Origin of the sequence: Halomonas sp. HK25, from assembly GCF_047795635.1 — a bacterium.
GTDB lineage: Bacteria > Pseudomonadota > Gammaproteobacteria > Pseudomonadales > Halomonadaceae > Halomonas.
In genome coordinates, this window is sequence record NZ_CP181044.1 from 2,664,942 (window position 1) to 2,687,877 (window position 22,936).

The 22,936-nt window shown below is 67.7% G+C and carries 20 protein-coding genes and 1 other RNA gene; 13 read left to right on the top strand and 8 right to left on the bottom strand.

All coding sequences use genetic code 11. The annotated features are described in order from the left end of the window. Nucleotide 1 precedes the first annotated feature (1 nt). Nucleotides 2-979, top strand: a complete 978-nt coding sequence (locus tag ACM26W_RS12670) for a DNA-binding protein (protein WP_416137350.1) — start codon at nucleotides 2-4, stop codon at nucleotides 977-979. 178 nt (nucleotides 980-1,157) lie between these two features. Here the strand turns inward: ACM26W_RS12670 and ffs are convergent. Then, nucleotides 1,158-1,254: signal recognition particle sRNA small type (ffs, locus tag ACM26W_RS12675), an RNA gene on the bottom strand. Nucleotides 1,255-1,505: 251 nt separating this feature from the next. Between ffs and ACM26W_RS12680 the strand changes: the two genes are divergently transcribed. The 3 genes from ACM26W_RS12680 (at nucleotide 1,506) to ACM26W_RS12690 (ending at nucleotide 5,259) form a co-directional block, all read left to right on the top strand. Next, nucleotides 1,506-2,729, top strand: coding sequence for an ATP-grasp domain-containing protein (locus ACM26W_RS12680; protein ID WP_416137351.1), 1,224 nt, complete (start codon nucleotides 1,506-1,508; stop codon nucleotides 2,727-2,729). A gap of 72 nt (nucleotides 2,730-2,801) precedes the next feature. Then, nucleotides 2,802-4,823: a hypothetical protein gene (locus tag ACM26W_RS12685; protein ID WP_416137352.1), complete on the top strand. Its 2,022-nt coding sequence runs from the start codon at nucleotides 2,802-2,804 to the stop codon at nucleotides 4,821-4,823. Between the two features lie 88 nt (nucleotides 4,824-4,911). Next, complete coding sequence (locus tag ACM26W_RS12690) at nucleotides 4,912-5,259, top strand: P-II family nitrogen regulator (protein WP_416137353.1); 348 nt, start codon at nucleotides 4,912-4,914, stop codon at nucleotides 5,257-5,259. 29 nt (nucleotides 5,260-5,288) lie between these two features. On the opposite strand, the gene ACM26W_RS12695 is transcribed toward ACM26W_RS12690, so the two are convergent. Further along, the gene (locus ACM26W_RS12695; RefSeq protein ID WP_416137354.1) at nucleotides 5,289-7,283 is read right to left on the bottom strand and encodes a cation:proton antiporter; all 1,995 of its coding nucleotides are present in this window, start codon (nucleotides 7,281-7,283) and stop codon (nucleotides 5,289-5,291) included. 15 nt (nucleotides 7,284-7,298) lie between these two features. Further along, the gene (locus tag ACM26W_RS12700; RefSeq protein WP_416137355.1) at nucleotides 7,299-7,421 is read right to left on the bottom strand and encodes a hypothetical protein; all 123 of its coding nucleotides are present in this window, start codon (nucleotides 7,419-7,421) and stop codon (nucleotides 7,299-7,301) included. Nucleotides 7,422-7,547: 126 nt separating this feature from the next. On the opposite strand from ACM26W_RS12700, the gene ACM26W_RS12705 reads away from it, so the two are divergent. Then, a complete protein-coding gene (locus tag ACM26W_RS12705; RefSeq protein WP_416137356.1) occupies nucleotides 7,548-8,324 on the top strand; it encodes a TlyA family RNA methyltransferase in 777 nt (258 codons plus the stop codon). A gap of 12 nt (nucleotides 8,325-8,336) precedes the next feature. Here ACM26W_RS12705 and mscK read toward each other — a convergent pair whose 3' ends face one another. Continuing rightward, nucleotides 8,337-11,696, bottom strand: coding sequence for a mechanosensitive channel MscK (mscK, locus tag ACM26W_RS12710; RefSeq protein WP_416140883.1), 3,360 nt, complete (start codon nucleotides 11,694-11,696; stop codon nucleotides 8,337-8,339). A 233-nt stretch (nucleotides 11,697-11,929) separates the two neighbouring features. Here mscK and ACM26W_RS12715 point away from each other — a divergent pair, with 233 nt between their 5' ends. The 4 genes from ACM26W_RS12715 to ACM26W_RS12730 all read left to right on the top strand — a co-directional run bounded on the left by ACM26W_RS12715 (nucleotide 11,930) and on the right by ACM26W_RS12730 (nucleotide 14,145). Then, nucleotides 11,930-12,991, top strand: coding sequence for a phospholipase A (locus ACM26W_RS12715; RefSeq protein ID WP_416137357.1), 1,062 nt, complete (start codon nucleotides 11,930-11,932; stop codon nucleotides 12,989-12,991). Between the two features lie 104 nt (nucleotides 12,992-13,095). Then, nucleotides 13,096-13,428 carry a DUF883 family protein gene (locus ACM26W_RS12720; RefSeq protein WP_416137358.1) on the top strand — a complete coding sequence of 111 codons (333 nt, stop codon included), beginning with the start codon at nucleotides 13,096-13,098 and terminating at the stop codon, nucleotides 13,426-13,428. Then, nucleotides 13,428-13,835 (top strand): phage holin family protein, encoded by a 408-nt coding sequence (locus ACM26W_RS12725; RefSeq protein ID WP_416137359.1) that lies wholly within the window; start codon nucleotides 13,428-13,430, stop codon nucleotides 13,833-13,835. Before ACM26W_RS12720 ends, ACM26W_RS12725 begins: the two co-directional genes overlap by 1 nt. Then, nucleotides 13,825-14,145 (top strand): YqjK-like family protein, encoded by a 321-nt coding sequence (locus ACM26W_RS12730; RefSeq protein ID WP_416137360.1) that lies wholly within the window; start codon nucleotides 13,825-13,827, stop codon nucleotides 14,143-14,145. The genes ACM26W_RS12725 and ACM26W_RS12730 overlap by 11 nt, the downstream gene beginning before the upstream one ends. Nucleotides 14,146-14,149: 4 nt before the next feature. Here the strand turns inward: ACM26W_RS12730 and ACM26W_RS12735 are convergent, their stop codons facing one another. Together ACM26W_RS12735 and ACM26W_RS12740 are read right to left on the bottom strand one after the other, a co-directional pair. Continuing rightward, complete coding sequence (locus tag ACM26W_RS12735) at nucleotides 14,150-14,635, bottom strand: barstar family protein (protein ID WP_416137361.1); 486 nt, start codon at nucleotides 14,633-14,635, stop codon at nucleotides 14,150-14,152. Then, nucleotides 14,632-15,009 (bottom strand): ribonuclease domain-containing protein, encoded by a 378-nt coding sequence (locus ACM26W_RS12740; RefSeq protein WP_416137362.1) that lies wholly within the window; start codon nucleotides 15,007-15,009, stop codon nucleotides 14,632-14,634. Before ACM26W_RS12740 ends, ACM26W_RS12735 begins: the two co-directional genes overlap by 4 nt. Nucleotides 15,010-15,160: 151 nt before the next feature. Here ACM26W_RS12740 and ACM26W_RS12745 point away from each other — a divergent pair, with 151 nt between their 5' ends. Next, entirely contained in the window at nucleotides 15,161-15,616 is a 456-nt protein-coding gene (locus ACM26W_RS12745; RefSeq protein WP_416137363.1) for a CopD family protein, read from the top strand. On the opposite strand, the gene ACM26W_RS12750 is transcribed toward ACM26W_RS12745, so the two are convergent. Then, entirely contained in the window at nucleotides 15,607-16,263 is a 657-nt protein-coding gene (locus ACM26W_RS12750; protein ID WP_416137364.1) for a TetR/AcrR family transcriptional regulator, read from the bottom strand. The genes ACM26W_RS12745 and ACM26W_RS12750 overlap by 10 nt on opposite strands. A gap of 182 nt (nucleotides 16,264-16,445) precedes the next feature. Between ACM26W_RS12750 and ACM26W_RS12755 the strand changes: the two genes are divergently transcribed. After that, the gene (locus tag ACM26W_RS12755) at nucleotides 16,446-17,180 is read left to right on the top strand and encodes a ParA family protein (protein ID WP_416140884.1); all 735 of its coding nucleotides are present in this window, start codon (nucleotides 16,446-16,448) and stop codon (nucleotides 17,178-17,180) included. A gap of 16 nt (nucleotides 17,181-17,196) precedes the next feature. On the opposite strand, the gene ACM26W_RS12760 is transcribed toward ACM26W_RS12755, so the two are convergent. Continuing rightward, on the bottom strand, nucleotides 17,197-18,387 hold the full coding sequence (locus tag ACM26W_RS12760) for an NAD(P)/FAD-dependent oxidoreductase (RefSeq protein WP_416137365.1): 1,191 nt from the start codon (nucleotides 18,385-18,387) through the stop codon (nucleotides 17,197-17,199). A 276-nt stretch (nucleotides 18,388-18,663) separates the two neighbouring features. Between ACM26W_RS12760 and ACM26W_RS12765 the strand changes: the two genes are divergently transcribed. Further along, complete coding sequence (locus ACM26W_RS12765; RefSeq protein WP_416137366.1) at nucleotides 18,664-19,773, top strand: efflux RND transporter periplasmic adaptor subunit; 1,110 nt, start codon at nucleotides 18,664-18,666, stop codon at nucleotides 19,771-19,773. Continuing rightward, the gene (locus ACM26W_RS12770; RefSeq protein ID WP_416137367.1) at nucleotides 19,773-22,886 is read left to right on the top strand and encodes an efflux RND transporter permease subunit; all 3,114 of its coding nucleotides are present in this window, start codon (nucleotides 19,773-19,775) and stop codon (nucleotides 22,884-22,886) included. The genes ACM26W_RS12765 and ACM26W_RS12770 overlap by 1 nt, the downstream gene beginning before the upstream one ends. The last annotated feature ends 50 nt before the right edge of the window (nucleotides 22,887-22,936 follow it).

Genomic DNA, 22,936 nt, shown 5'->3' on the forward strand with positions numbered 1-22,936 from the left:
CATGAGCCGACAGTCCTTCGCACCGCCCACGGCGGGGATTTCCTTTGAGCAGGTCGCCGCCGCAGCCGAGAACCTCGAGGGGCGCGGGGCAGAGCCCACCCTGCAGCGGGTCTGCGAGCATCTTGGCGCCGGCTCGCCCAACCGCATACAGCGTCACCTCACCGCCTGGCGGGCCGCCCGCCCGGCGGCGGCTCCGCCCGCTCCCCGGCTGCCGCAGGCCCTCATCGCCGCGCTGGAGGAGGAGATCGTGCGACATGCCAGCGCCGCACTCACGCGGGGGGAGCAGCTGGCCGAGGAGGCCCGCAGCGATGCCGCCAGCCTGGCCGAGCTTGGCGAAACCATGGAGCAGCGGCTGGCCGAGCTGGAGACCCGACTGGCCACCGCGGAGAACACCACCGAGCAGGCGCTTGCTCGTCGCGATGAGCTGCAGGCGGGTCTCAGCGAGCTGCGCGATAGCCTGGAGGGCGAACAGCGCGAGGCCCGCACCCATCGCGAGGCGCTGCTGCAGGTCCGTCAGCAGGTGGAGATGCTGCGCGAGCAGCTCGAGGAGGCCGTGCAGGCGCGGCTTGCCGCCGAGCGGAAAGCTCGGGACGCCGATGCCGAACGCATCAAGGCGGAGCGCAGCATGGCCGTGGCCGAGACCCAGCGCGACAGCGCCCTGGTCCAGGCACGCGAGAAGGCCGAGCAGCATGCCGAACTGCACAAGGAGCTGCAGGCCGAGCGCGCCCGCCAGCGCCAGGATATCGCCGAGATGCGCAACGAGCAGAAGCAGCGCGTGGATGCCATGGAGCGAGCCCGCCACGAGGCGCAGAAGCAGGCACAGGAGGCGGCCCAGCGGGCCTCCAAGGCCGAGATTCGCGCCGAGGCAATGCAGGCCACCCAGGCCGCTCTCAAGTCACGCATGGACGCCATGCAGGTGCAGCAGCGCCAGCGCAGCTCGCGCTCCACCGGGGTACGCCCGACCAGCGAGCGCGACTAGCCACGCTCGAACACACTCAGCTCATTGACCACCTTGACCCCGCCTCCACCGCATAGCCGCCCTCCAGCAGGCACACAGCTCAGCGCCGCCATGTCACGCAAGGCGGGGCAGAAACCGCACGCGGGAGGATGGCGCAGAGAAAAGGTGGAACAGAACCGCAGGCCAGAAAAGGAGGCGGCCCCGACAGCCACATCCCGGCACACGCGGCCACCGCTACCGTTGCTCCCTTCCGGGCCTGGCGGGGTTTGCGGCTTAGCATTGCGGGAGGACCGACGGGGCCACCACAGCGCGACGTCGTTGACTTCAACGTCGATGACTCGGCGCCTGGAGCGTTGGCAATCAACGCCTTGCCGAGTGCGGGCGCACTATAACAACGCCAGAGCCAGTCGGCAAGGGGCGTTTCCCCCGACTGGGCCGGGGTGAACCTGACCGAACGTTGCTGTATCGTGGAAACCACTTTCCCTCGTAAAGGCTTGTCCATTGGTCGGCCTGGAAATTTGTCCACTTCCCCATCTGGAGGCACCCCATGAAAAAGGATCCGAACAAGGGCTACATCGCTCTGCTGGGCTGGAGCCTTAACGCCATCGAAGCCGCCGAGAACTTCGACCGACGCTACGTGGTGGTGGCTCCGGACTGGGCGGAAGAGTATTGCCAGAAGCATGATATCCCCTATGTGTCCTGGAACTTCGAACGCCTCAATGATCGCTCCATGGAGATCGCCGAGACCCTCAAGGAGATGGGCGTCGACGTGGCCATCCCGCTGTTCGAGGAGACCGTGGAGTGGGCCGGCGCCATCAACTCTGTGCTGCTCGATAACCCGCGCCTCTATGGCCAGTCGCTGCTGCTGCGCGACAAGGCGTTGATGAAGCGGCGCGCCCAGCTGGGCGGCATCCGTGTCGGCATCTTCGAGGAGGCCCATGACAAGGAGGACGTCGTGCGCTTCCTGAAGCGGGTCAATCAGACCCTGCTCAAGCTCGACGGCGACCCCAACGACCCGATCCACCTCAAGGCCTTCGACAAGGCCGGCTGCCTGGGCCACCGGGTGATCCGCACCCCTGACGAGGTCGATACCATTCCCGACGAGGAGTTTCCGGTGCTGATGGAGTCGCACCTGGACGGCTGGGAATTCGCCGTGGAGGCATGGATCCACGACGGCAAGATCGCCTTCCTGAATATCTCCGAGTACGTAACCCTGGGCTACTCTGTATTTGTGCCCGCCTCGCCGGAGCTGGAGCACTACCGTCCGCAGATCACCGCCCAGATCGAGAAGCTGGTCAAGACCTTCGACATCGAGTTCGGCCTGATCCACCCGGAGTACTTTGTCACCAGCGACGGCGAGATGTACTTCGGCGAGGTGGCCTATCGTCCGCCGGGCTTCAAGGTGTTCGAGCTGCTCGAGCGGGTCTACGGTTTCAACGCCTATCAGGCGTCCATGCTGGTGTTCGACCCCAAGACCACCCCGGAGGAGGTCGAGGCCTTCTTCCCGAAGGAAGTGGTGGACGCCAACGGCTTTGCCGGCTGCTTCGGGGTCTATCCGCGCCGCCGCGTGGTCAGCAAGCTGGAGATCCCCGAGGAGGTCGAGGACGACTCCTACTTCGAGTCCCACGAGCTCACCCCGCCGATGGATGAAACCGTCACCAAGCGGACCGCCTTCGGTACCCACTGGGGCCTGATCTACTTCAGGGGCGACGAGGCGTCGCGCATGAAGGAATTGCTCAAGCATATGGAAGAGCTTGATTTCTATGTCTGATACAGGCGTCATGTAAAGGTGACAGCCTGACGACAAGGAGTCGGCGTGACTACGCACCGACAGACGCAAGACATGAGTGCAACGCCTGCGGCCAACGACAAGCTCGCTGGCCTCTGCCAGAAGCTTGACGAGGCGATCGGCTTGCTGGGTAACTCGCGAGAGTTTGCCAAACCCGGCAAGCGGCCTCGGGTGCTCGACACCGCCCGCCGAGTGCTGCTCCAGGAGGGCGGTGCTGCCGCCATCGAAGCCCGTGCCCAGGCCCTGGAAAAGGCCGGTGTCTTCCTCGGCTCCGACTGGGAGACGCCCCAATACCTGGTGCCCTCGCTGACCACCCATGCCCTCAAGAGCCCAGAACCCAACCTGGTGGTGATAGAGGCGCTGAGCGAGCTGCGCCTGCTGGCCGTGGCCAAGGGGGAGTACCGGCACGGCCAGATCTCGGGCGAGCAGGCCCACCACTACCTGACCCAGGTGATGGCAATCAACCTTTGGCTGCTGTTCGGCGCGCCCAGCGAGGCCGAGCGCGAGACCCAGGGCCGCCTGGCCCAGATTCCCCGCCACCTGTTCCAGCATCTGGCCGAGCGTATCGGCTACGAGCACATCATCGACCGCCTGATCGACGAGATCTGGCGCATCCTGCAGCAGCGGCCCATTCAGGTGGAGCCGGTCAAGGCGATGATCACCCAGATCGCCATCTGCCAGGCCAACCCGGAGATCGATCTGGGCATCAGCGGCCAGGGCGCCGACCGCCTGGTCAGCTCGCTGTTCGGCCCCACCCGGGCCTGCCGCGAGGACCCGGGGCTCGAGATCTACCGTGAACGGCTGTCCAGCATGGACAGCACTGCCCTCCAGGGCGAGGCCACTGGCTTCGCCCGGGCCATGCACGACACCGGCCTGGTCTCGGCCTACCACCCGGTGCTTCTGCGTCACCTGCTGGATCACAGCGATCACCTGGTGGCCGAGGCGCTCGGGCTCTCGGCCACCGGTCGTGATTGCCTGCTCTGCTACCGCGAGCTGGTCTCCGCGCTGATCCGCGGCGGCGTCCATCCGGCCACGCCCCAGGCCGTCTTCGGCCTGGCGCTGATGCTGGAGCGGGGCATCCTCTACCAGCCTCCCGTAGCGCCGGCCATGTGGCGCCAGCTGGGCCTGACGCTCTCCGAATGGTCACAGGCGCGGCTCAACCTGGTCTTCGGCGAGGCGGTCTCGCCCAGGGCCCGGCTGCTCGAGGGAGTGCTGTGCATGCTCGGCCAGCCGCTTGGCGTGGGCCAGGGCAACAACCCCACCTGCCAGTCGGCTCGGGCGCTCTCCATGTGGGCCTACAACGACCCCGACTACATGCTGCAGATGGTGGCCTGGGCAGCCCGCGACGATGAGATCATCATGCACTTCGAGGGCCAGTCGATCTCCTCGATGGACAGCAGCGGCGGCGTGGCCCAGAGCCTGCCCATGGACCTCGATCCGGTGTCGCTGATTGTGGTGCCCCATCTGGATCGCATCTATGCCGAGATGGGCCGCCGCTGTGACGGCCGCGAGGGCGACCCACACCGCTGGGTCAACCCCGAGTTCCACGGCTGGTGGTCGGGCCGAGGCTTTCGCATCAACGTCGACGTGGCAACCGGCCAGCTCCATGAGCTGGATATCTTCCTGCGCCACTTCTATGCCAGCTACCATCCCTACTACAACGGCAACCAGCCGCTGATTCACCCCCAGCCAGCGGGCATTGCGGTGACCGACAGCGCCGCGCGCTTCATCGGCTGGCACGCCATTACCGTGCTGCGCGTGTCGCTGGATCCCTCCGACGTGATGCGGGTCTACTTCTACAACCCCAACAACGATAGCGGTCAGGACTGGGGCGACGAAATCAAGGTCAGCACCGCCGACCACGGTGAGCGCGCGGGCGAGGCCTCGCTACCCTTCGAGCAGTTCGCCTCACGACTCTACATCTTCCACTACGACCCGCTGGAGCGCGGCGAGCTGGCCCAGGTCACCCAGGCGGAGCTCGATCTGGTGATCGGCCACGTCCACCGCAGCTGGGGGGCGGACAGAGTCCCGCACACCGACCTGCAGGCAGATGCGGGTCCCGACGGCATGCCCTGATGCCGGTCAGGACTTCCGCGGTGAGCTCTGTCAAAGTAGGTGGCAGGGAGCCGCGGGCTCGACATCCAGGTGACACAGGGAGATGCGCATGGACTTCAAGCTGCTGATGGTCTTCGTCGATCAGGACAGGACCGACAAGGTGCTGGACGCCGCCCGCAAGGCGGGCGCCACCGGCGCCACTATCATCAACAACGCTCAGGGTCAGGGACTCAAGCCCCACCTGACCTTCTTCGGGCTGGAGTTCATGGCCTCACGCAGCGTGATTCTGATCCTCGTCGAGGCGCGCCGCTCCAGCGAAGTGCTCGAAGCGGTCAGCGAGGCCGGAGAGCTGGATGAAAGCCTCAACACCGGTATCGCCCTGGAGTTGGACGTCAGCCGGGCGCTGGGGCTCAGCGAGCACATCAAGACGCTGAGCAAGGAACATCCGCTGAGCTAGCGGCGCTTGAAGAAGGTCTCCGGATAGGGTCATTCAGGGGGTGACGGCGCACCGGTCCCGGTAAGCCGTCGTTCGACCTTCACGATATTGTCCTGGCTGCCTAGCAGCACCAGCACATCGTCGGCCACGACTTCGGTGCTCGCCTCAGGATAGCGGCGGCGGTGATCGTTGCGCACCAACGCGGTCACCGACACCTGATCATCCTCCGTATTCAGCTCCGCCAGGCTCCGGCCGATGGCCGGGCTCCCCTCGCTCAGCACCACGGAATGCAGCCGCTCCTGCTCGCCCGCAGGGCGAGGGTCCTGAATGTTGTCCAGGCTGCCTCGGAACAGCTCGCGCAGCATCTGATAGTGACTGGCGCGCTGCTCCTGGAGGTGATGGGTGACCCGATGCAGCGGTACGCCCAGGGCCTGGAGCGCATGGGAGGTAAGGATCATGCTCGCCTCCAGGGTTTCGGGAATGACTTCACTGGCCCCCGCAGCGACCAGCTCGACTACGGAGCCCTCGTCGCGGGTGCGGACCACGGCGGGAATGCCGGCCTTGAGCTGCGCGGCATGGCGCAGGGTCTTGAGCGCGGCCGGGCGGTCGTCGTGGCTGATGATCAGCAACCGGGCCCGCTCCAGCCCAACGTTCTCGAGCATGGCGGCATCCGAGGAGTCGCCGAAGTAGACCGGCTGACCGGCTAGCCGCGCTTCACGAACGATCGAGGGGTCCATATCCAGGGCCACGTAGGCGACCCCCTCGCCCTCCAGAAAACGCGCTACCGTCTGCCCGGTGCGTCCAAAACCGCAGATCACCACGTGCCCCTGCTCTTCCAGCCCATGCGGCGTCGGCGCTGCAATATCTGTCTTAGGTTTCACCCGCCCGAACAGCCAGGCCGCGAGCGGCTGGTTATAGCGAATCAGAAAGGGGGCCAGGATCATCGAGAAGAGCACCGACGTCAGCACCACCTGGGCGGGATAGCTGTCAATCACTCCACCCTCGAGACCGATGGCCAGCAGCGCGAAGCCGAACTCGCCGCCTACCGCCAGCAGCAGGCCGGTACGGAACGCCGTCTGAAGCTCCACGCCGGAGAGGCGCACGACCAAGGTCACCAGGACCAGCTTGATGCCCAGCAGCGCCGCGGTGCCGAGCAGGGCCTCCTGCCAGATTTCGGGCAGCAGGGCTGGTTCCACCAGCATGCCGATGCTGACGAAGAAGAGCCCCAACAGCACATCGCGGAAAGGGCGAATGGTCGACTCCACCTGATGGCGAAACTCGGTGTCACCCAGCACCATGCCGGCCAGGAAGGCACCGAAGGCCATGGAGAGCCCCAGGGTCTTGGTGGTCCAGGCCGCCACCAGCGACACGAACAGCACCGTCAGGGTGAAGAGCTCGGCGGATCGCCGCTCCGCCACCAGGTGAAACAGCGGGCGCAGCAGCAGTCGCCCCGAGACCAGCACGATGACGAAGGCGAGCAGCGCCTTGGCCAGCGCCAGCCCCAGCGCCCCGGCCACCTCCTGGGCAGCCGCTACTCCAAGCACCGGGATCACCACCACGAAGGGCACCGCGGTGATGTCCTGGAACACCGACATGGTGGTGCCCAATCGCCCGTGGCGGGTCTGGCTTTCCCCCTGCTCCATCAGCTGCTTGGTGATGATGGTAGTGGAAGACTGGGCAAACACTGCCCCCACCACGAAGGCGGCCGGGCCGGGCAGGCCCAGCCACCAGGCCAGGCCACCCACCACCGCCGTGGTCATGACCACCTGCGCCGTGCCCAGGCCGAGAATGGTGTGCCGCAGCGCATAGATCTGGGGCATCGAGAAGCTGAGCCCGATGGTAAAGAGCAGGAAGACGATGCCGAACTCGGCGATCACCCGGATATTCTCATCGGCCACCACGGGCCCGGCGGTGTGGGAGCCCAGCAGCACCCCTACCATCAGGTAGCCCAGGCTCGGGGGAATTCGCAGGCGCTGGAATACCAGCACCACGGCGACGGTCACCCCCAACAACAACAGCATCTGTACCAGTGCCTGTTCCAGCATCCCCTGTTTTCCTTCTCAGCCCAACGGGTGTTTCATATCGCACTTGGGGTGGTTGTCCTTGCCCGACAGGATATCTGCCGTCGGCGGCACGCCGCTGATGCTGCCCGGCGCCAGCGCCTGTCCGGCACTCCAGTCCACCGCCGCTCCTTCTATTACCCGGCTAACAAAATACCATTATCTCACGCCGGCTCGCAGACACCAGCGCTGCGGCACACGCCCCCTGACGGCTATAATGGGCCCCCTTCTCCTCCGCACGGGATCACCATGCTCCGCCTCGACCAGCTGCTCGTCACCCAGGGCCTGGCCCGCTCCCGCACCCGAGCCCAGCGACTGATCCGCCACGGGCGGGTGAGCCTGGCCGATGGCGGCCGCGTGCTCAAAAGGCCCGGGGAGAAGCTGCCGGACGACACTCGGCTGGCGGTAGCGGAGGACCCCGAGGAGCGCTATGCATCGCGGGCGGGGCTCAAGCTGGAGGCGCTGATCGCGACGCTGGGCCTGGACCTCGTCGACCGGCTGGTGCTCGATGTGGGGCAGTCCACCGGGGGCTTCACCGACTGCGCCCTCGCCCATGGTGCTCGCCACGTGATCGGCGTGGAGGTGGGTCACGGCCAGCTCGACCCGAGCCTGCGCGTTGACCCGCGGGTGACCTGCCTGGAGGGGCTCAACGCCCGGGCCATGGCCGCCGATCCGCGCCTTCGCGATGCCCTCACCGCCCAGGGCGGAGGGGGCCCGGACCTGGCGGTGATGGACGTCTCCTTCATCTCCCAGACCCTGATCCTGCCCGAGATCGCGACCCTGCTGGGCGAAGGCGGAGAGCTCGCCAGCCTGGTCAAGCCGCAGTTCGAGGTGGGTCCCGGCGGCGTCAACGCCCGCGGGCTGGTCACCGATCCCGCCCGCTACGGCGAGGTGGAGGCGCAGATCCGCGCCTGTTGCGCCGGGATTGGACTGGCGATCCGCCACTGGCAGGAGAGTCCGCTGCTCGGCGGCGACGGCAACCGCGAGTTCCTGCTCCATGCCGTGCGCGAGGCGCCACCAACCTGAGGCCGGCGGCCCTCAGCGCCCGCCGTCTCCCCCATCCCCGCCGTCCAGGTCGATGTCACCGGGGTCGCCCCGGCTGCCGGGCGGCGGGAACGCCGGATTGACCTGAGACGGCGACCCGCTGCTCTCCACCTTTCTGGCCGCCCCGTCGTGGCGGTGCAGCCAGACATCGAGCTGATTGAAGGCGATATCGACCTCATGCTCGGCGAACAGCTCCCCCACCCGGCAGTTGACCTCATCGGTGGCGTAGAGCCGGTCACCCAGGGCGTTGACGAAGATACGCAGCTCGAAGTTCAGGGTGCTTTCGCCATAATTCATGAAGAACACCTGGGGCTCCGGGTCGGCCAGCACCCGCGGGTTCTCGTCGGCAGCCTGGCGCAGCAGGCGATGCACCAGGCGGTGGTCGGAACCGTAGGAGACCCCGAAGGTGAGTACCACCCGGGTGACCGTATCGGACAGCGACCAGTTGATCAGCTGGTCGGTGACGAAGGTCTTGTTGGGGATGATGATCTCCTTGCGATCGAAGTCGGTGACCGTGGTGGCGCGAATGCGGATCTTGCTCACCGTGCCGGTGAGGTTGCCCAGGGTCACGGTGTCGCCGATGCGCACCGGCCGTTCGAAGAGGATGATCAGCCCCGAGACGAAATTGGCGAAGATCTCCTGCAGGCCAAAGCCCAGGCCCACGCCCAGCGCGGCCACCAGCCACTGCAGCTTGTCCCAGGAGACTCCCAGGGTCGCCAGCGCCATTACCAGGCCAGTGCCCACGATGGAGTAGGAGAGCAACGAAGTGATGGCATAGGCGCTACCCTGCTTGAGCTCCAGGCGCGACAGCACCATCACCTCCAGCAGGCCAGGCAGGTTGCGGGCCATCATCAGCGTCAGCCCGACGATCAGCAGCGCAGTGAAGATTTCGGCCACCGACAGGGAGCTGGTCACCAGATCGCTGTCGATGTCACCCTCGACCTCCCAGATCGCCACCTGCTCCAGGTAGCCCAGCACCGTCAACAGATCCGACCAGACCAGGTAGAGCAGGAATACGAAGCCGATCAGCAGGATCAGCTTGGAGAGGCGCAGCGATTGCTGGTTGATCTGCTCCATGTCCAGGGGAGGCTCCTCGACCACCTCGACGCTCCCCTCGGCACTCTCCTTCACCTCGGCCCGGCGCCGCGCCAGGGCCCGTTTGAAGGCCAGCCGCCTGGCCGCCACGGCCAGGCCGCGCACCACCGCCGCTTCCACCAGGATCCACAGCCCCAGCAGGTAGAGCGTGATGGCGAAGCGCCCCACCAGGCTCAGGGCGGTGTACTCGTAGCCCGCTACGATCAGGCCCAGCAGCGCCAGCGGGACCGCCGCCATGGCCAACCCCAGCACCAGCCGAAACAACCGCACGCCGAAGAAGGGTGTATGGGCAATGATCAGCCGCGCCAGGGTCACGCTCATGGCCAGAAGACCGGCCACCAGCAGTCCCAGCGCCACCGGGCGCTGGGTCAGGCCCAGCTCGGCGTCCCGCGCCAGGGTCGCGATCATCAGCACCGGTACCAGCGAGACACCCAGCCAGCCCAGCACCCGGCGCAACCTGGCCACGTACTCCGGCGACCAGTAGAAGTGCTTGGTGGCCACCCCGTCGGGCACCAGCAGGCGCCGCGCCCAGGCGATCACGCTCCAGGCCAGGGCCAGTTGAAGCCCAGCCAGGCCCAGGCCGTGGGCGATACCCAGGCCGCCCGTCAGTAGCGCCACACTCAACGCCGCCAGGGTCAGCGGGCCCGGCAGCGCCAGCAGGGCGTTGAGCAACACCGCTCGCGGGGTATGCAGCTGGGTGTCACTGCGCAGCCGCCCGATCTGCTCATGCAGCTCAGCCAGTCGCGCCTTGATGCGCCGGCGGCACCACAGCAACCCGCCGACCAGCAGCAGCAGTGGCAAGCCGGCCAACCCGGCTAGCGAGGGGACTCGCCAATGCGCCGGCAACACCCGACGCCACTCGCCCTCCTGCCACTCCACGACGAGATTGGCCGGCAGCTGGCGAGCCCAGGCCAGATCCAGCGGGCGGGTGCTGGCAACCCAGAACAGCTGCTCATCGATGGTGCCGCGCAGCTCCCGGGAGGTCTCCAGCAACTGCTGCTGGTTGAGCTGCAGCTCCACCGCCGTGCTCAGCAGGCTGCCGTAGCTCTGTTCGAGGCGGTCCACCAATTCGCGACGCGACTGGTAGAGCCGCTGCAGCGATTCCACCAGGGCCTCGGTGACCTCGACCCCCGCCTCCTCCAGGCGCTGGTTGGCCAGCCGCTCGCCCTGGCGCAGTTGGTCCCGCTGGCGCACCAGGTCGAACTGGCGCAGACGCAGATCCGCGATCTCGTCCTGAAGGTCGCGGCGCGGCAACACCTGCGGCAGCGAGCGGCGCTGCTCCTGCAGGATGCGCGAGAGAAGAATGGAGCCACGGATCGCCTCGATCTGTTCGTTGAGGCTGCGCTGGAGCTGGCGAACATGGTCGAGCTGGCTACGCACCCCCAGGCTCTCGCGCACCAGGGCGTTGGTACGGTCGTTGGCGCGCAGCAGTTCCAGGCTAAGGTCGCGGTTGACCTGCTGGGCACGCTCCAGTACTGGATGGCCCGCCTCCAGCAGCGGGTCGTCCCTGGCCGCATCGGCGATGGCCTGCTCGGAGGCCAGCCGTCGCTTGCGATCGATGACGTTCTGCAGCAGCGACAGCTCCGTCTCCTGGCGGGACTGGCGCTGAGTCAGCAGGTCACGGCGCTGCTGGTCCAGCTCGCGTAGCCGGGTGTTAGTGCTCAATTCACGCTGATGAAACAGCAGGGTGAGCTCGGCCAGGCGGCGCTCCACCTGATGGCGCCAGACCCGGGGGTCATCGCTGGCAAGCTCACGGTTCTCGAGCTCATCCTGGGCGCGACGTGCCCGCTCCACCGCCTGCATGGCCTCGGAGATCGCCTGCTGGGCGCGCTCGGGCAGGGTCTGGGCGGTGAGAAGCTGGGCATTGACCTCCGCTAGCCGGTCCTGCAGCCGCTGCAGTTCGATCACCGCCTCTTGCTGGCGCTGCTCCAGGTCCTCCACCGTCAGGTCGTCCAGATCCGCGGCGGAGAACCCCAACGCCGCCTCCTCCTCGGCGATCAGTTCACGCTCCAGGCGCAGCAGCTCGGCGGGCGCCTGCTCCACCCGGACCTCCAGGGCCTCCAGGCGCTCCTCCTGCTCCTCCAGGGCGATCAGGGCCGTGAGGGTCTCCTCCAGCGCCTCGATCTCGCGACGTTGGGCGGCACTGGGGCTCTCACCCTCCGCGGGGGCCAGGGCCTCGAGGCGCGCCTCCACGTCGTCGCGTTTCGGCAGGCTCACCTCTGCCCAGGCCGGTTGCGACGCCGTCAGCAGCAGGGCCATAAGCGCCAACGCAAGCCATCCCCACCGACTCGCTGCGCCCCCCTCCACGGGGCTTGCGCCCGCACCTCTCTCCACAACCCACCTCGCTTGACGAACGGATTAGCCAGAACCGATTCTCTGCGCCAGCGGCAGACATGGCAATCATCTCTCGGCTACAGGGGCTTGCGCTGTTGACTTGACCGCCGGGCGTGGTAGAACAGCGATCTGAATCCCCCTATCCCCCGGACCTCCCCATGACCTCGCTGACCCGCTCTGCCAACTTTGCCGGCGCCACTCTGGCCCTGCTGTTGCACGCCGGCGGGCTGCAGGCGGCCGACGCCCCGGGGACAGCGCCCGAGCCGGCCAGCGCCGCCGAGCGCGCCGCTCTGCAAGCCCGCATCCAGGCGCTCAACGAGGAGCTTGAGTCGCTGCAGGGCGAGCTTCAGGCGCTGCCCGAAGATGACGTCACCCAGACCGACACGGTCCCCGTGGAAGAGGTCGCGGCCCTGGAGGCCGTTGAGCGGCGCCAGCTCGAGCTCGAGTCTCGTCGAAACCCCTATGCCATCACCACCTTCCGGCGCAACTATCTATTTCCGGTCAGCTACGCCAACAACCCCAACCGCGGCGCCTTTCGCGCGATCACCCCGGACAACGGCCCCAGGGATGCGGAGGTGAAATTCCAGTTCAGCGCCAAGGTCAACCTGATCGAGGGGCTGTTCGGCAACACTGGCGACCTCTATTTTGCCTATACCCAGCGCAGCTGGTGGCAGGCTTACAACACCGACTCCTCCTCGCCGTTTCGCGAGACCAACTACGAGCCGGAAATCTTCATGAACTTCGACAACGCCTGGCGCGCACTCGGCTGGACTAACGTGCGCAATCGCCTGGCGCTGAACCATACCTCCAACGGTCGCTCCGACCCGCTCTCGCGCAGTTGGAACCGGGTCTACCTGGAGAGCATCTTCCAGCGCGGCGACTGGGCCTTCAGCCTGGCCCCCCACTGGCGCATCCCGGAGTCCGGGAGCGAGGACGACAATCCCGACATCGAGCGCTACATGGGCTACGGCGACGTGACCCTCGCCCGGCGCTACGGCGACAATGAGCTCAGTCTGCTGTGGCGCGGCAATCCCAGCGCCGGCAACATGGGCACCCAGATCGACTACTCCTGGCCGCTGTTCGACGGCAACATCCGCGGCCACGTGCAGTACTACTACGGCTTCGGCGAGAGCATGATCGACTACGACCACCGCACTCACCGCCTCAGCCTGGGCTTCAGTCTCAATCCGCTATTCAGCGGCGGCAGCATGACCCGGTGACGCTGATCCGGATCAAGCTTCTCCAGCTCAATCTGTTGCAGCCATGGCAAGCGCCGCGCCGGCTGCTATGCTGAGCCTGTCATTCACCGTCAGAGGAAGACCCGATGGCAAAACGTGCCAGCGATACCAATGAATCCACCCAGCAGCTCAAGGAAGATCTGCACCACCTTACCCAGACCATCGAGGAACTGGTCAGTGCCACCGCAGATGACTCCCGCAGCAACATCAAGGAGCTGCGCAACCGCGCCGAGAAACGCCTGAAGGAGACCCGGGACCGCCTCGAGAGCCGCGGCGAGCGCCTCTATGGCGAAGCCCGTGACTCTGTCGAGCACCAGGTCGACGCCGTCGATCGCTACGTGCACGATAACACCTGGACCAGCATCGGCATCGGCGCCGCCCTGGGGGTGGTCGTCGGCATGCTGATCGGGCGTCGCTGATGCCGGAAAGCCAGGGACCGGCACAGCGCCTGTTCACCGCCGCCCGACGCCTGCTGGGCAGCCTGTTGGCCACCGGCGAGACGCGACTGCGGCTCGCCGTCGTGGAGCTCGAGGAGGAGCGGGTCCGGCTGGTGGGTCTGCTGCTGATCGTGGGGCTCAGCCTGATCCTGCTGCTGCTCGGCATCGGGGTGCTTACCACCTTGGTGATCGTCGCCTTCTGGGACAGCTACCGGCTCACCGCCATCGCCGTCAGCGCCGGGTTGCTGCTGGGTGGCGGCTTGCTGCTGGCGGTCCGGGCGGTGCAGCTGGCCAAGCGGCGCACCCTGCTCGTCAGCACCCTGAAGCACCTGGCCACCGACCGTGAGCTGGTGGAGCGCGACCACCGGGAGGGACGCCATGAGCGCTGACTCCAGCGTCGGGCTACCGGCACGCCGTGAGGCGTCCGAGCCCTCCCGCGCCGAACGCAAGGCGCAGCTGGAAGCCAGGATCGAGCAGCAGCGCATCGATATCCTGGTGGAAGCAAGCCGCTACCGCGAGGCAAGCCGCCCCATCGACGATGGCTGGCAGACGCTGATGCGCTTCAAGGCGCCGCTCTTCGCTTTGGGCGGTGTGCTGCTGTTGAAGAGCGCCCGCCACCCGAATTCGCTGCTGCGGATGGCCAAACGACTGGCGGCCGGCGGCCTGCTGTTGAGACGCGCCCGGCGCCTGCTACGCTGACGCCCTAATCCCCCTCCCCCAGCGCCGCCTCCGGCAGGTGCGGCACAGCCGCCAGCCACGGCGGCCCCTCGACGTCCGTCCGTCTCTCATTATCTTCGACCAGCAGGACCGCCAGGGTCTGCCCCCGGGCTGCCCAGTGGTCACAGGCATCGCTCATCAGCGCCAGGAAGATGGCCATGGCCGCGCCATCGGCAGGGGCCTCGGGTAACAGGATCACCTGCGCCCTGCCCGACTCCCAGCCGAGCTCCGTCAGGCAGTCCCAGGCCGCATCCCAGTTGCGGCCGAAGTAGTCGGGAAAAGCCAGACTCGCCGCCAGGGCATCCAGCAGCGCCTCGCGGGTCCAGCGATGCGGCACGGGCAGGCGGTGCCAGTGCAGGCCTTCGGCCTCCCCGAAGCCCGCGGCCCTTGAGGCCTTCAGACGATAGACGCCGCCATGGGCGGGCTCGGCCAGGAAGCGCGCCAGCGCCTCGCTGGCAGGACGCGGGGTCATCGGCGGTCCTCCAGCACCCGGAAGGAAGCGTAGTGGTCATCGGTGAAGTAGACGATCACCGGCGGGTCGCCGCCGGTGACGATGCGCCGCGCGCCACGATGCGACAGCCCCGGCGTCTCGACGGTGTACTCGCGGTAGTAGCCCTGCGGGCGCTGGGGCAGCAGCCGTTCGCGATTGTGGAAGGTCGTGCCGTCCTGGGAGTGCGGGAAGGGCCCGCCCCGCTCGATCAACCGCAGGGTCTCGTCGACCTGGGCCTGGCCGGTCAGCCGCTGCTCGACGGGGGCAGGCTCCCCGGATCCAAACCAGGACCCGATCTCGTCGAACTGGGAGAGACCCGCCAGGGCCAGCAGGGCGATCAGCAGTAGCTTCTTCATGGTTCTCTCGGCGCCGACAGTCAGGAGCCGTTCATCATGCCGCGAGACGTTGCCCTCCACCAGCCGCGAGTGACGCTGACCGCTGGACCGCGCTATGGTGCAGGGAAGGCGCTACGCCATCCACCGGCCCCAACGACGCAAGGAAACTCCCATGTCACTCGCCATTACCCTGCACATGCTCGCCTCCGTCCTCTGGGTGGGCGGCATGTTCTTCGCCTGGATGGTGCTGAGGCCGGTGGCCGCCGGGCTGCTGGAGCCACCGGTCCGTCTGACGCTGTGGCGCGGCGTCTTCGCGCGCTTCTTCCCCTGGGTGTGGGCCTCCGTGGCGGTGCTGCTGGTCACCGGGCTATGGATGCTGTTCGCGGTGTTTGGCGGCATGGCCGGCGCACGCTGGCACATCCACCTGATGCTGCTGCTGGGCCTGGCGATGATGGCGATCTACCTGCACGTCTGGTTTGCCCCCTATCGGCGGCTGTGCCGCGCGGTGGAGGCCGCCGACTGGCCCGAAGGCGGGCGCCAGCTCGGCCAGATCCGTCGGCTGATCGGGCTGAACCTGGTGATCGGCCTGGTGACCATCGCCATCGCCAGCGGCGGACGCTATATCTGATTCGCCGCCTCACGGGACCTGTCATCCGCGTGACCGCCAGGCACCCACGTCATCCAGCGCGAGCCGCGGGCCAGGCGCTTCTCGAGGAATCGCCGTGTGCGCACCTGGCCATCACTTGCGTCGCCGGCCCAGACCGCCAGGGTGGCCAGGAAGAGCGCGGTCAGCGCCAGCTCCTCGACCTGGGCACGCCGAGTGCCGTAGGGCGTCGGCAGGCGAGCCGCCTCCCGCCACCACTGCACGGTGCGCGACAGATCGAACAGCATCGGCACCCAGGTGTGGAGGTGAGGCAGATGGGCCTTGGTGCGCAGCATCGCCACCGTGACGCGGCGATGGGCGGCCAGGGCATCGAACCAGGCCAGCAGGCAGTGCTCGAGGCGCTGCGCCTCGGGCCAGTGGGCGAAGCCGTCGGGCGTGTCGGCCAGCATGGCTTCCAGGCCGCGCTGGAACCAGGCGTTGGCCACCGCGTCGAGGTCGCGGAACTCGTCCAGCACCGCGGCCATCGGCACCTCCAGGCGGGTGCCCACCTCGCTGAGGCGCACCGCCTCCCAGCCGTGCTGTTCGGCCTGATGCAGCGCCTCGTCGACGACGCGGTCGCGCAGCGACGTCTCGTCGGCACCGGGGTCGTGGTGAACGGCGATCAGGGTCATGGGGTGCCTCCCTGGGCAGAGGTGGGCCTTCCAGCATAAGGCGGTCGTTGCCAGGAGGCTAGACGCCGCGACAGCGTATACCGACTGTCAGAAAACTGTCATCCAGCGGGCCGGCTCAAGCTGATAAGGTACGGCCGCGCAGCGAGGGCGGCGCGGTAACCATGAAAGACGGGGGAAACGCCATGCGCATGCTGGCGCTCTACAGCATCAAGGGCGGGGTCGGCAAGACCGCCTCGGCGGTGAATCTGGCGGCCGAGGCCGCCGCCGCCGGGTGGCGCGTGCTGCTCTGGGATCTCGACCCCCAGGCGGCCACCACCTTCTACCTGCGCGCCAAGCCCAAGGTGCGCGGGGGTGTGGCCCGACTGGTAAAGGGCGATGCCGCCTTCGACAAGGTGATTCGCGCCACCGAGATCGAGCGCCTGGACCTGCTGCCCGCCGCGCTGGCCTCACGCGAACTGGACCACCTGCTGGCGGACCGGCGCGACAATCAGCTTCGCCGCATCCTCAAGCCGATCCGCGACGACTACGACCTGGTCATCCTCGACTGCCCCCCCAGCCTCTCGACCCTCTCGGAGAGCGTGTTTGCCAGCGTCGACGCCCTACTGGTGCCCATCGTGCCCACGGTGCTCTCGGTGCGCACCCTGGAGCAGCTGCGCGACTTCCTGGACGAGCGCGACATTCCCTGCCAGGTGTGGCCCTTCGTGACCCTGGCGGACCGACGCCGCACCCTGCACCGCGAGACCATCGCCGCGCTGCCGGAACGCTGGCCGCTGCGGCTCTCCACGTCCATTCCCAGCGCCAGCGTGGTGGAGCGAATGGGCCTGGAGCGCGCCCCGCTGCGCCAGTTTGCCCCCGCCACCCCCGCGGCCCGGGCCTATCGGGGGCTGTGGCAGGAGATCGCCCAGCGCCTGGAGTAGCCGCCCGGCGCAGGTCTCAGAGCGCACTGCCGCAGGCCACCCCGCTGGCCCAGGCCCACTGGAAGTTATGTCCGCCCAGCTCGCCGGTGACGTCGAGCACCTCGCCGATGAAGCGCAGCTGGGGCAGCCCCTCCACCGCGAAGGTCTTCGACGACACCGCTCGGGTATCCACCCCGCCCATGGTCACTTCGGCGGTGCGCCACCCCTCGCTGCCCGCCGGCTTGATCCGCCAATCACCGAGGCGAACCGCCCAGGCGGCCAGCTCGGCGTTGCCCCGCTCGGCCAGCACGCCGTCGCCACCGTGCCACTCGATCAGCGCCTGGGCCAGCCGCTTGGATAGCCGCTCGGCCAGCCAACTGGAGAGCTGGCGCCTGGGCGTCTCCTGGCGGGCAGCGCACAGCGCCTCATAGGCGTCCATGCCCGGCAGCAGGTCGATGGCCAGCTCGTCGCCCGGCTCCCAATAGCTCGAGATCTGCAGCATCGCCGGCCCCGAGAGGCCGCGGTGGGTGAAGAGCATCGGCTCGCGGTAGTAACCACGGGGCTCGCCTGCGCGCAGCGAGCGGACGGCCACCTCACAGGCCACCCCGGCCAGGGCCTCGGCCCGCGCCTTCCACCGGGAGGTCAGGGTGAAAGGCACCAGCGCCGGGCGGGTCTCGGTGACGCTGAGCCCGAACTGGCGGGCGAGGTCATAGCCGAAGCCGGTGGCGCCCATGCTGGGAATGGAGAGCCCGCCGGTGGCCACCACCAGGGCCCCGCAATCGATCGTCCCCGCCGAGGTCACCACCCGCATGCCCTCGCCGTGGCGCTCGATGCGCTCCACGGCGGTCTTGAGGCGCAGCTCCACCCCGGCCCACTCGCACTCGGTGAACAGCACCCGCACGATCTCCTTGGCGGAATCCGCGCAGAACAGCTGCCCCGGGGCCTTCTCCACGTAGTCGACGCCGTGGCGTTCCACCAGTTCGACGAAGTGCTCCGGGCGATAGCGCTTCAGCGCCGAGATGCAGAAGTGCGGATTATCCGAGAAGAAATTGGCCGGCGCGGAATCCAGGTGGGTGAAGTTGCAGCGCCCGCCCCCGGACATCAGGATCTTGCGACCGGCACGGTTGGCATGGTCGATCACCAGCACCCGCCGCCCGGCGTAGCCCGCCGTCAGTGCGCACATCAGCCCGGCGGCGCCCGCGCCGATAATCACCGCATCAAAGGTCATGGTCACTCCCGGCCGAATCCCGAAGGGAGCGCATTCTAGCAGGCCAGAGCCAGCATGTTGATGAACACCTCGTTGGCAGTCTGATGGGCAACGCAAGGGTGCACAGCGATGAAACCAATGTACAATCCTTGTACACTAATAAATCATGTCGTCCGATTGTGAATTGTTGTCACAGTGTTGACGAGTATTATGGCTAGCCTGTTAAGCACTCGGCCCCGGGCAGGATGCCCACCGATGCTGTGCCATCCAATTCTGGCCATCCAACCAAGAGCTCCCATGACCGCCTCATCGCCGTTCATCCGCCGCTTGACTGCTAGAGTGCTGCCCGCCCTGCTGGGGATGATCATCCTCCTGCATGTCGCCACCACCGACGCCGCCCAGGAGACGACGCCGGTGATCGGCGCCCGCGCCACCCTGGAGCCCTGGTCGGATCCGCTGGAGGCGTTGGGCACCCTGCGCGCCGACGAGAGCGTCACCCTTTCCGCCACCGTCACCGATACCGTCACCGAGCTGAACTTCCGCGACGGCCAGGTCGTGGAGGCCGGCCAACTGCTGGTGCGCCTGCAGGATGACGAACAGCAGGCCCTGCTGCGCGCCGCCCAGGCCCAGCGCGACGAACGACGCGCCACGGTGAACCGGCTGGCCCAGCTGCAGACCCGCAACCTGGCGCCCCGGGCCGACGTGGAGGACGCCCAGGCGCGACTGCGCCAGGTGGAGGCGGAGATCCAGGGGCTCGAGGCGCGCCTGCGCAACTACCGGGTTCGCGCCCCCTTCGACGGCGTGGTGGGCTTTCGCAACATCAGCCTGGGCAGCCTGGTCACCCCCGGCACGGCGCTGGTCACCCTGGACAAGGTCGATGTGATGAAGCTCGACTTCAGCGTGCCGGAGGTATTCCTGTCGCTGCTCGAGCCCGGCCTGCCCCTGGCTGCACACAGCGTGGCCTTCCCCGACGAACGCTTCGGCGGGCACGTGGAGAACGTTGGTAGCCGGGTGGACCCGGTGAGCCGCAGCGTCACGGTGCGGGCCGAGCTGGCCAACCCCGAACTGCGCCTGCGCCCCGGCATGCTGATGGAGGTCATCGTCCAGCGCAGCCCGCGGGAGGCCGTGGTGGTGCCGGAGGCCGCCCTGATTCCCAGCGGTGACCGCCAGTACGTGCTGGTGATCGACGAGGAGGGCGAGAACCGTGTGGAGCGCCGCGAGGTCAAGGTCGGCGAGAGGCGCACCGGCCAGGCGGAGATCATCGAAGGGCTGACCGGCGGTGAGCTGCTGGTGGCCCACGGCGTTCAGCGCGTACGGGAGGGTGACAGCGTGCGCCTGCTTGGGATTGTCGACGATACCACCACGGTGCGCGAGATCCTCGAGGCGAGTCGCGAGGAGCGTGGCTGATGCGCCTTTCCGATCTCTCCGTGCAGCGCCCGGTGCTGGCCACCGTGCTGGCGCTGCTGATCGTCGCCTTCGGTCTGCTGGCCATGCAGCGCCTGCCGCTGCAGGAGTACCCCGCCATCGACCCGCCGGTGGTCAGCATCGATACCCGCTATCCCGGGGCCTCGGCCAGCGTGGTGGAGACTCGCATCACCCAGACCCTGGAAGATCGCATCGCCGGGGTCGAAGGCATCGAGCTGATCACCTCCTCCAGCGAGGATGGCCGCTCGCGGATCAATATCGAATTCCGCCTCGACATGGACATCGATGCCGCCGCCAATGACATTCGCGACCGCATTTCCGGGGCGCTGCGCAACCTGCCCGACGAGGCCGATCCGCCCGAGGTGCAGAAGGCCGACTCCAGCGAAGAGGTGGTGCTGTGGCTGGCGCTTTCCGGCGACGGCTACAGCATTCCCGAACTGACCGACTACGCCGACCGCTTCCTGGTCGACGGCTTCTCGGTGCAACCCGGCGTGGCCCGGGTGCGCATCGGCGGCGGCAACGAGTATGCCATGCGGGTGTGGATCGACCGCAATGCCCTGGCGGCCCGTAACCTCACCGTGAGCGACGTGGAGAGCGCCCTGCGTGCCGAGAACGTGGAACTGCCCGCCGGCTCCATCGAATCCCGCGAGCGACAGTTCATCGTGCGCCTGCCGCGCAGTTTCAACCAGCCCGACGATTTCGACCGCCTGGCGCTCACACAGGGCGACGATGGCTATCTGGTGCGCCTGGGCGACGTGGCCCGGGTGGAGATCGGCTCGGTGGAGGATCGCTCGGTGTTCCGCGCCAACGGCGTGCCCATGGTCGGCCTGGGGATTCTCAAGCAGTCCACCGCCAACGTGCTGGAGGTCTCCCGCGGGGTGCAGGCCGAACTGGCGCGAGTCCAGGACAGCCTGCCCGAGGGCATGATGCTCTCCCTCAACTACGACGCCTCGGTGTTCGTGGCCGGTGCCATCAAGCAGGTAGTGCTCACCCTGTTCATCGCCATGGGGCTGGTGGTGGTGGTGATCTTCATGTTCCTCGGCAACGTGCGCACCACCCTGATTCCCGCGGTGACGGTGCCGGTGGCGATCGTCGGCGCCTTCATGGCGTTGGCGCTGATGGGCTTCTCCATCAACCTGCTGACCCTGCTGGCGCTGGTGCTGGCCATCGGCCTGATCGTCGACGACGCCATCGTGGTGCTGGAGAACATCCACCGCCGCATGCATGACTACGGGGAGACCCCGCTGGTGGCGGCCTTCAGGGGCACCCGACAGATCGCCTTCGCGGTCATCGCCACCACCCTGGTGCTGATCGCGGTGTTCGTGCCGCTGGCCTTCCTGCAGGGCAACGTGGGCCGGCTGTTTGCGGAATTCGCCCTGACCATGGCCGCCGCGGTGGCCATCTCCAGCGTGTTAGCGCTGTCGCTGACGCCGATGATGGCCTCCAAGATCCTCAGACCGGCCCAGGATGACAGCCGCGTCGCGCGGGCCGTGCAGTGGCTGCTGGAGCTCACCCAGCGCCTCTATCGCACCCTGCTGAGCTGGGTGCTCAAGGCACGCCTGGCGGTGCTGGCGGTGTTCGTGGCGCTGATCGCCGCTACCGTGTGGTTGGCCAGCCTGCTGCCCAGCGAGTACACCCCCCAGGAGGACCGCGGCAGCTTCATCATCCTGGTCAACGGCCCCGAGGGCGCTACCTTCGACTACATCATGGACTACATGAACGAGATCGAGGCGCGCCTGGCCCCCATGATCGAGAGCGGCGACATGGAGCGTGTGGTGATCCGCGCCCCGCGCGGCTTCGGCAACATCGAGAACTTCAACAACGGCTTCGGCATCATCGGCCTGGCCGACTGGGGCGAGCGCCGCGACGCCTGGGCAATCATGGATGACGTGCGCACCGAGCTCGCCGGGCTGCCCGGGGTGCAGGCCTTCCCGGTGATGCGCCAGGGTTTCGGCCAGCGCATCAGCAAGCCGGTGGAGTTCGTGCTGGGCGGCGGCACCTATGAGGAGCTCGCCGAGTGGAGCGACACCCTGATGACCCATATCCGCGAGGACAACCCGCGGCTGATCGGCCTGGACAGCAACTACCGCGAGACCCAGCCCCAGCTGCGGGTCGACATCGACTACGAGCGGGCCGCCTCGCTCGGGGTTACCGTCACCGAGATCGGCCGCACCCTGGAGGTGCTGCTGGGCGGGCGCAACGTCACCCGCTACCTGGACAATGGCCAGGAGTACGACGTGATCGTCGAGGGCGATCGCGGCAGCCAGGCGAGCCCCCGCGCCCTGGACAACATCCAGGTGCGCTCGGCGCGCACCGGCGAGCTGATCCCGCTGGCCAGCCTGGTCTCCTTCACCGACTTCGCCGGCGCGAGCACCCTCAACCGCTTTAACCGCATCCGCTCGATCACCATCGAAGCCAACCTCGCCGACGGCTACTCGCTGGGCGAGGCCCTGGCGTATCTGGAGGCGGCCGCCGCCGAGGTGCTGCCGGCCCAGGTCCAGACCGACGTCAGTGGCGCCTCGCGGGACTTCGAGCAGGCCAGCGGCGCCACCACCTTCCTGCTGATCCTCGGCGCCCTGGTGGTGTTCCTGGTGCTGGCCGCCCAGTTCGAGAGCTTCGTGCACCCCTTCGTGATCATGCTCACCGTGCCCCTGGCGATGAGCGGCGCCATGCTGGGGCTCTTCGTCACCGGCCAGTCGCTCAACATCTACAGCCAGGTGGGGCTGGTCATGCTGATCGGCCTGGCGGCCAAGAACGGTATCCTGATCGTGGAGTTCGCCAACCAGCTGCGCGACGAGGGCCTGGCCTTCCGCGATGCCCTGATGGACGCCGCGGTGACCCGCCTGCGGCCGATCCTGATGACCGCGGTGACCACCATGGCGGGCTCCATCCCGCTGATCGTCGGGAGCGGCGCCGGCTCGGAGTCGCGCATGGTGATCGGCACCGTGATCCTCTCCGGGGTCGCCTCCGCCACCCTGTTCACCCTCTTCGTGGTGCCGGTGGCCTACGACCTGCTGACCCGCCACACCGGCTCACCGGGCGACGTCAAGCGCCGCCTGGAGGAGCAGATGGAGGCGAGCGAGGCCCGCCGCTAAGGCTAGTCCCGGTCCTGCATCCTGAAAGCCCCGACCCGGCCCACACGCGG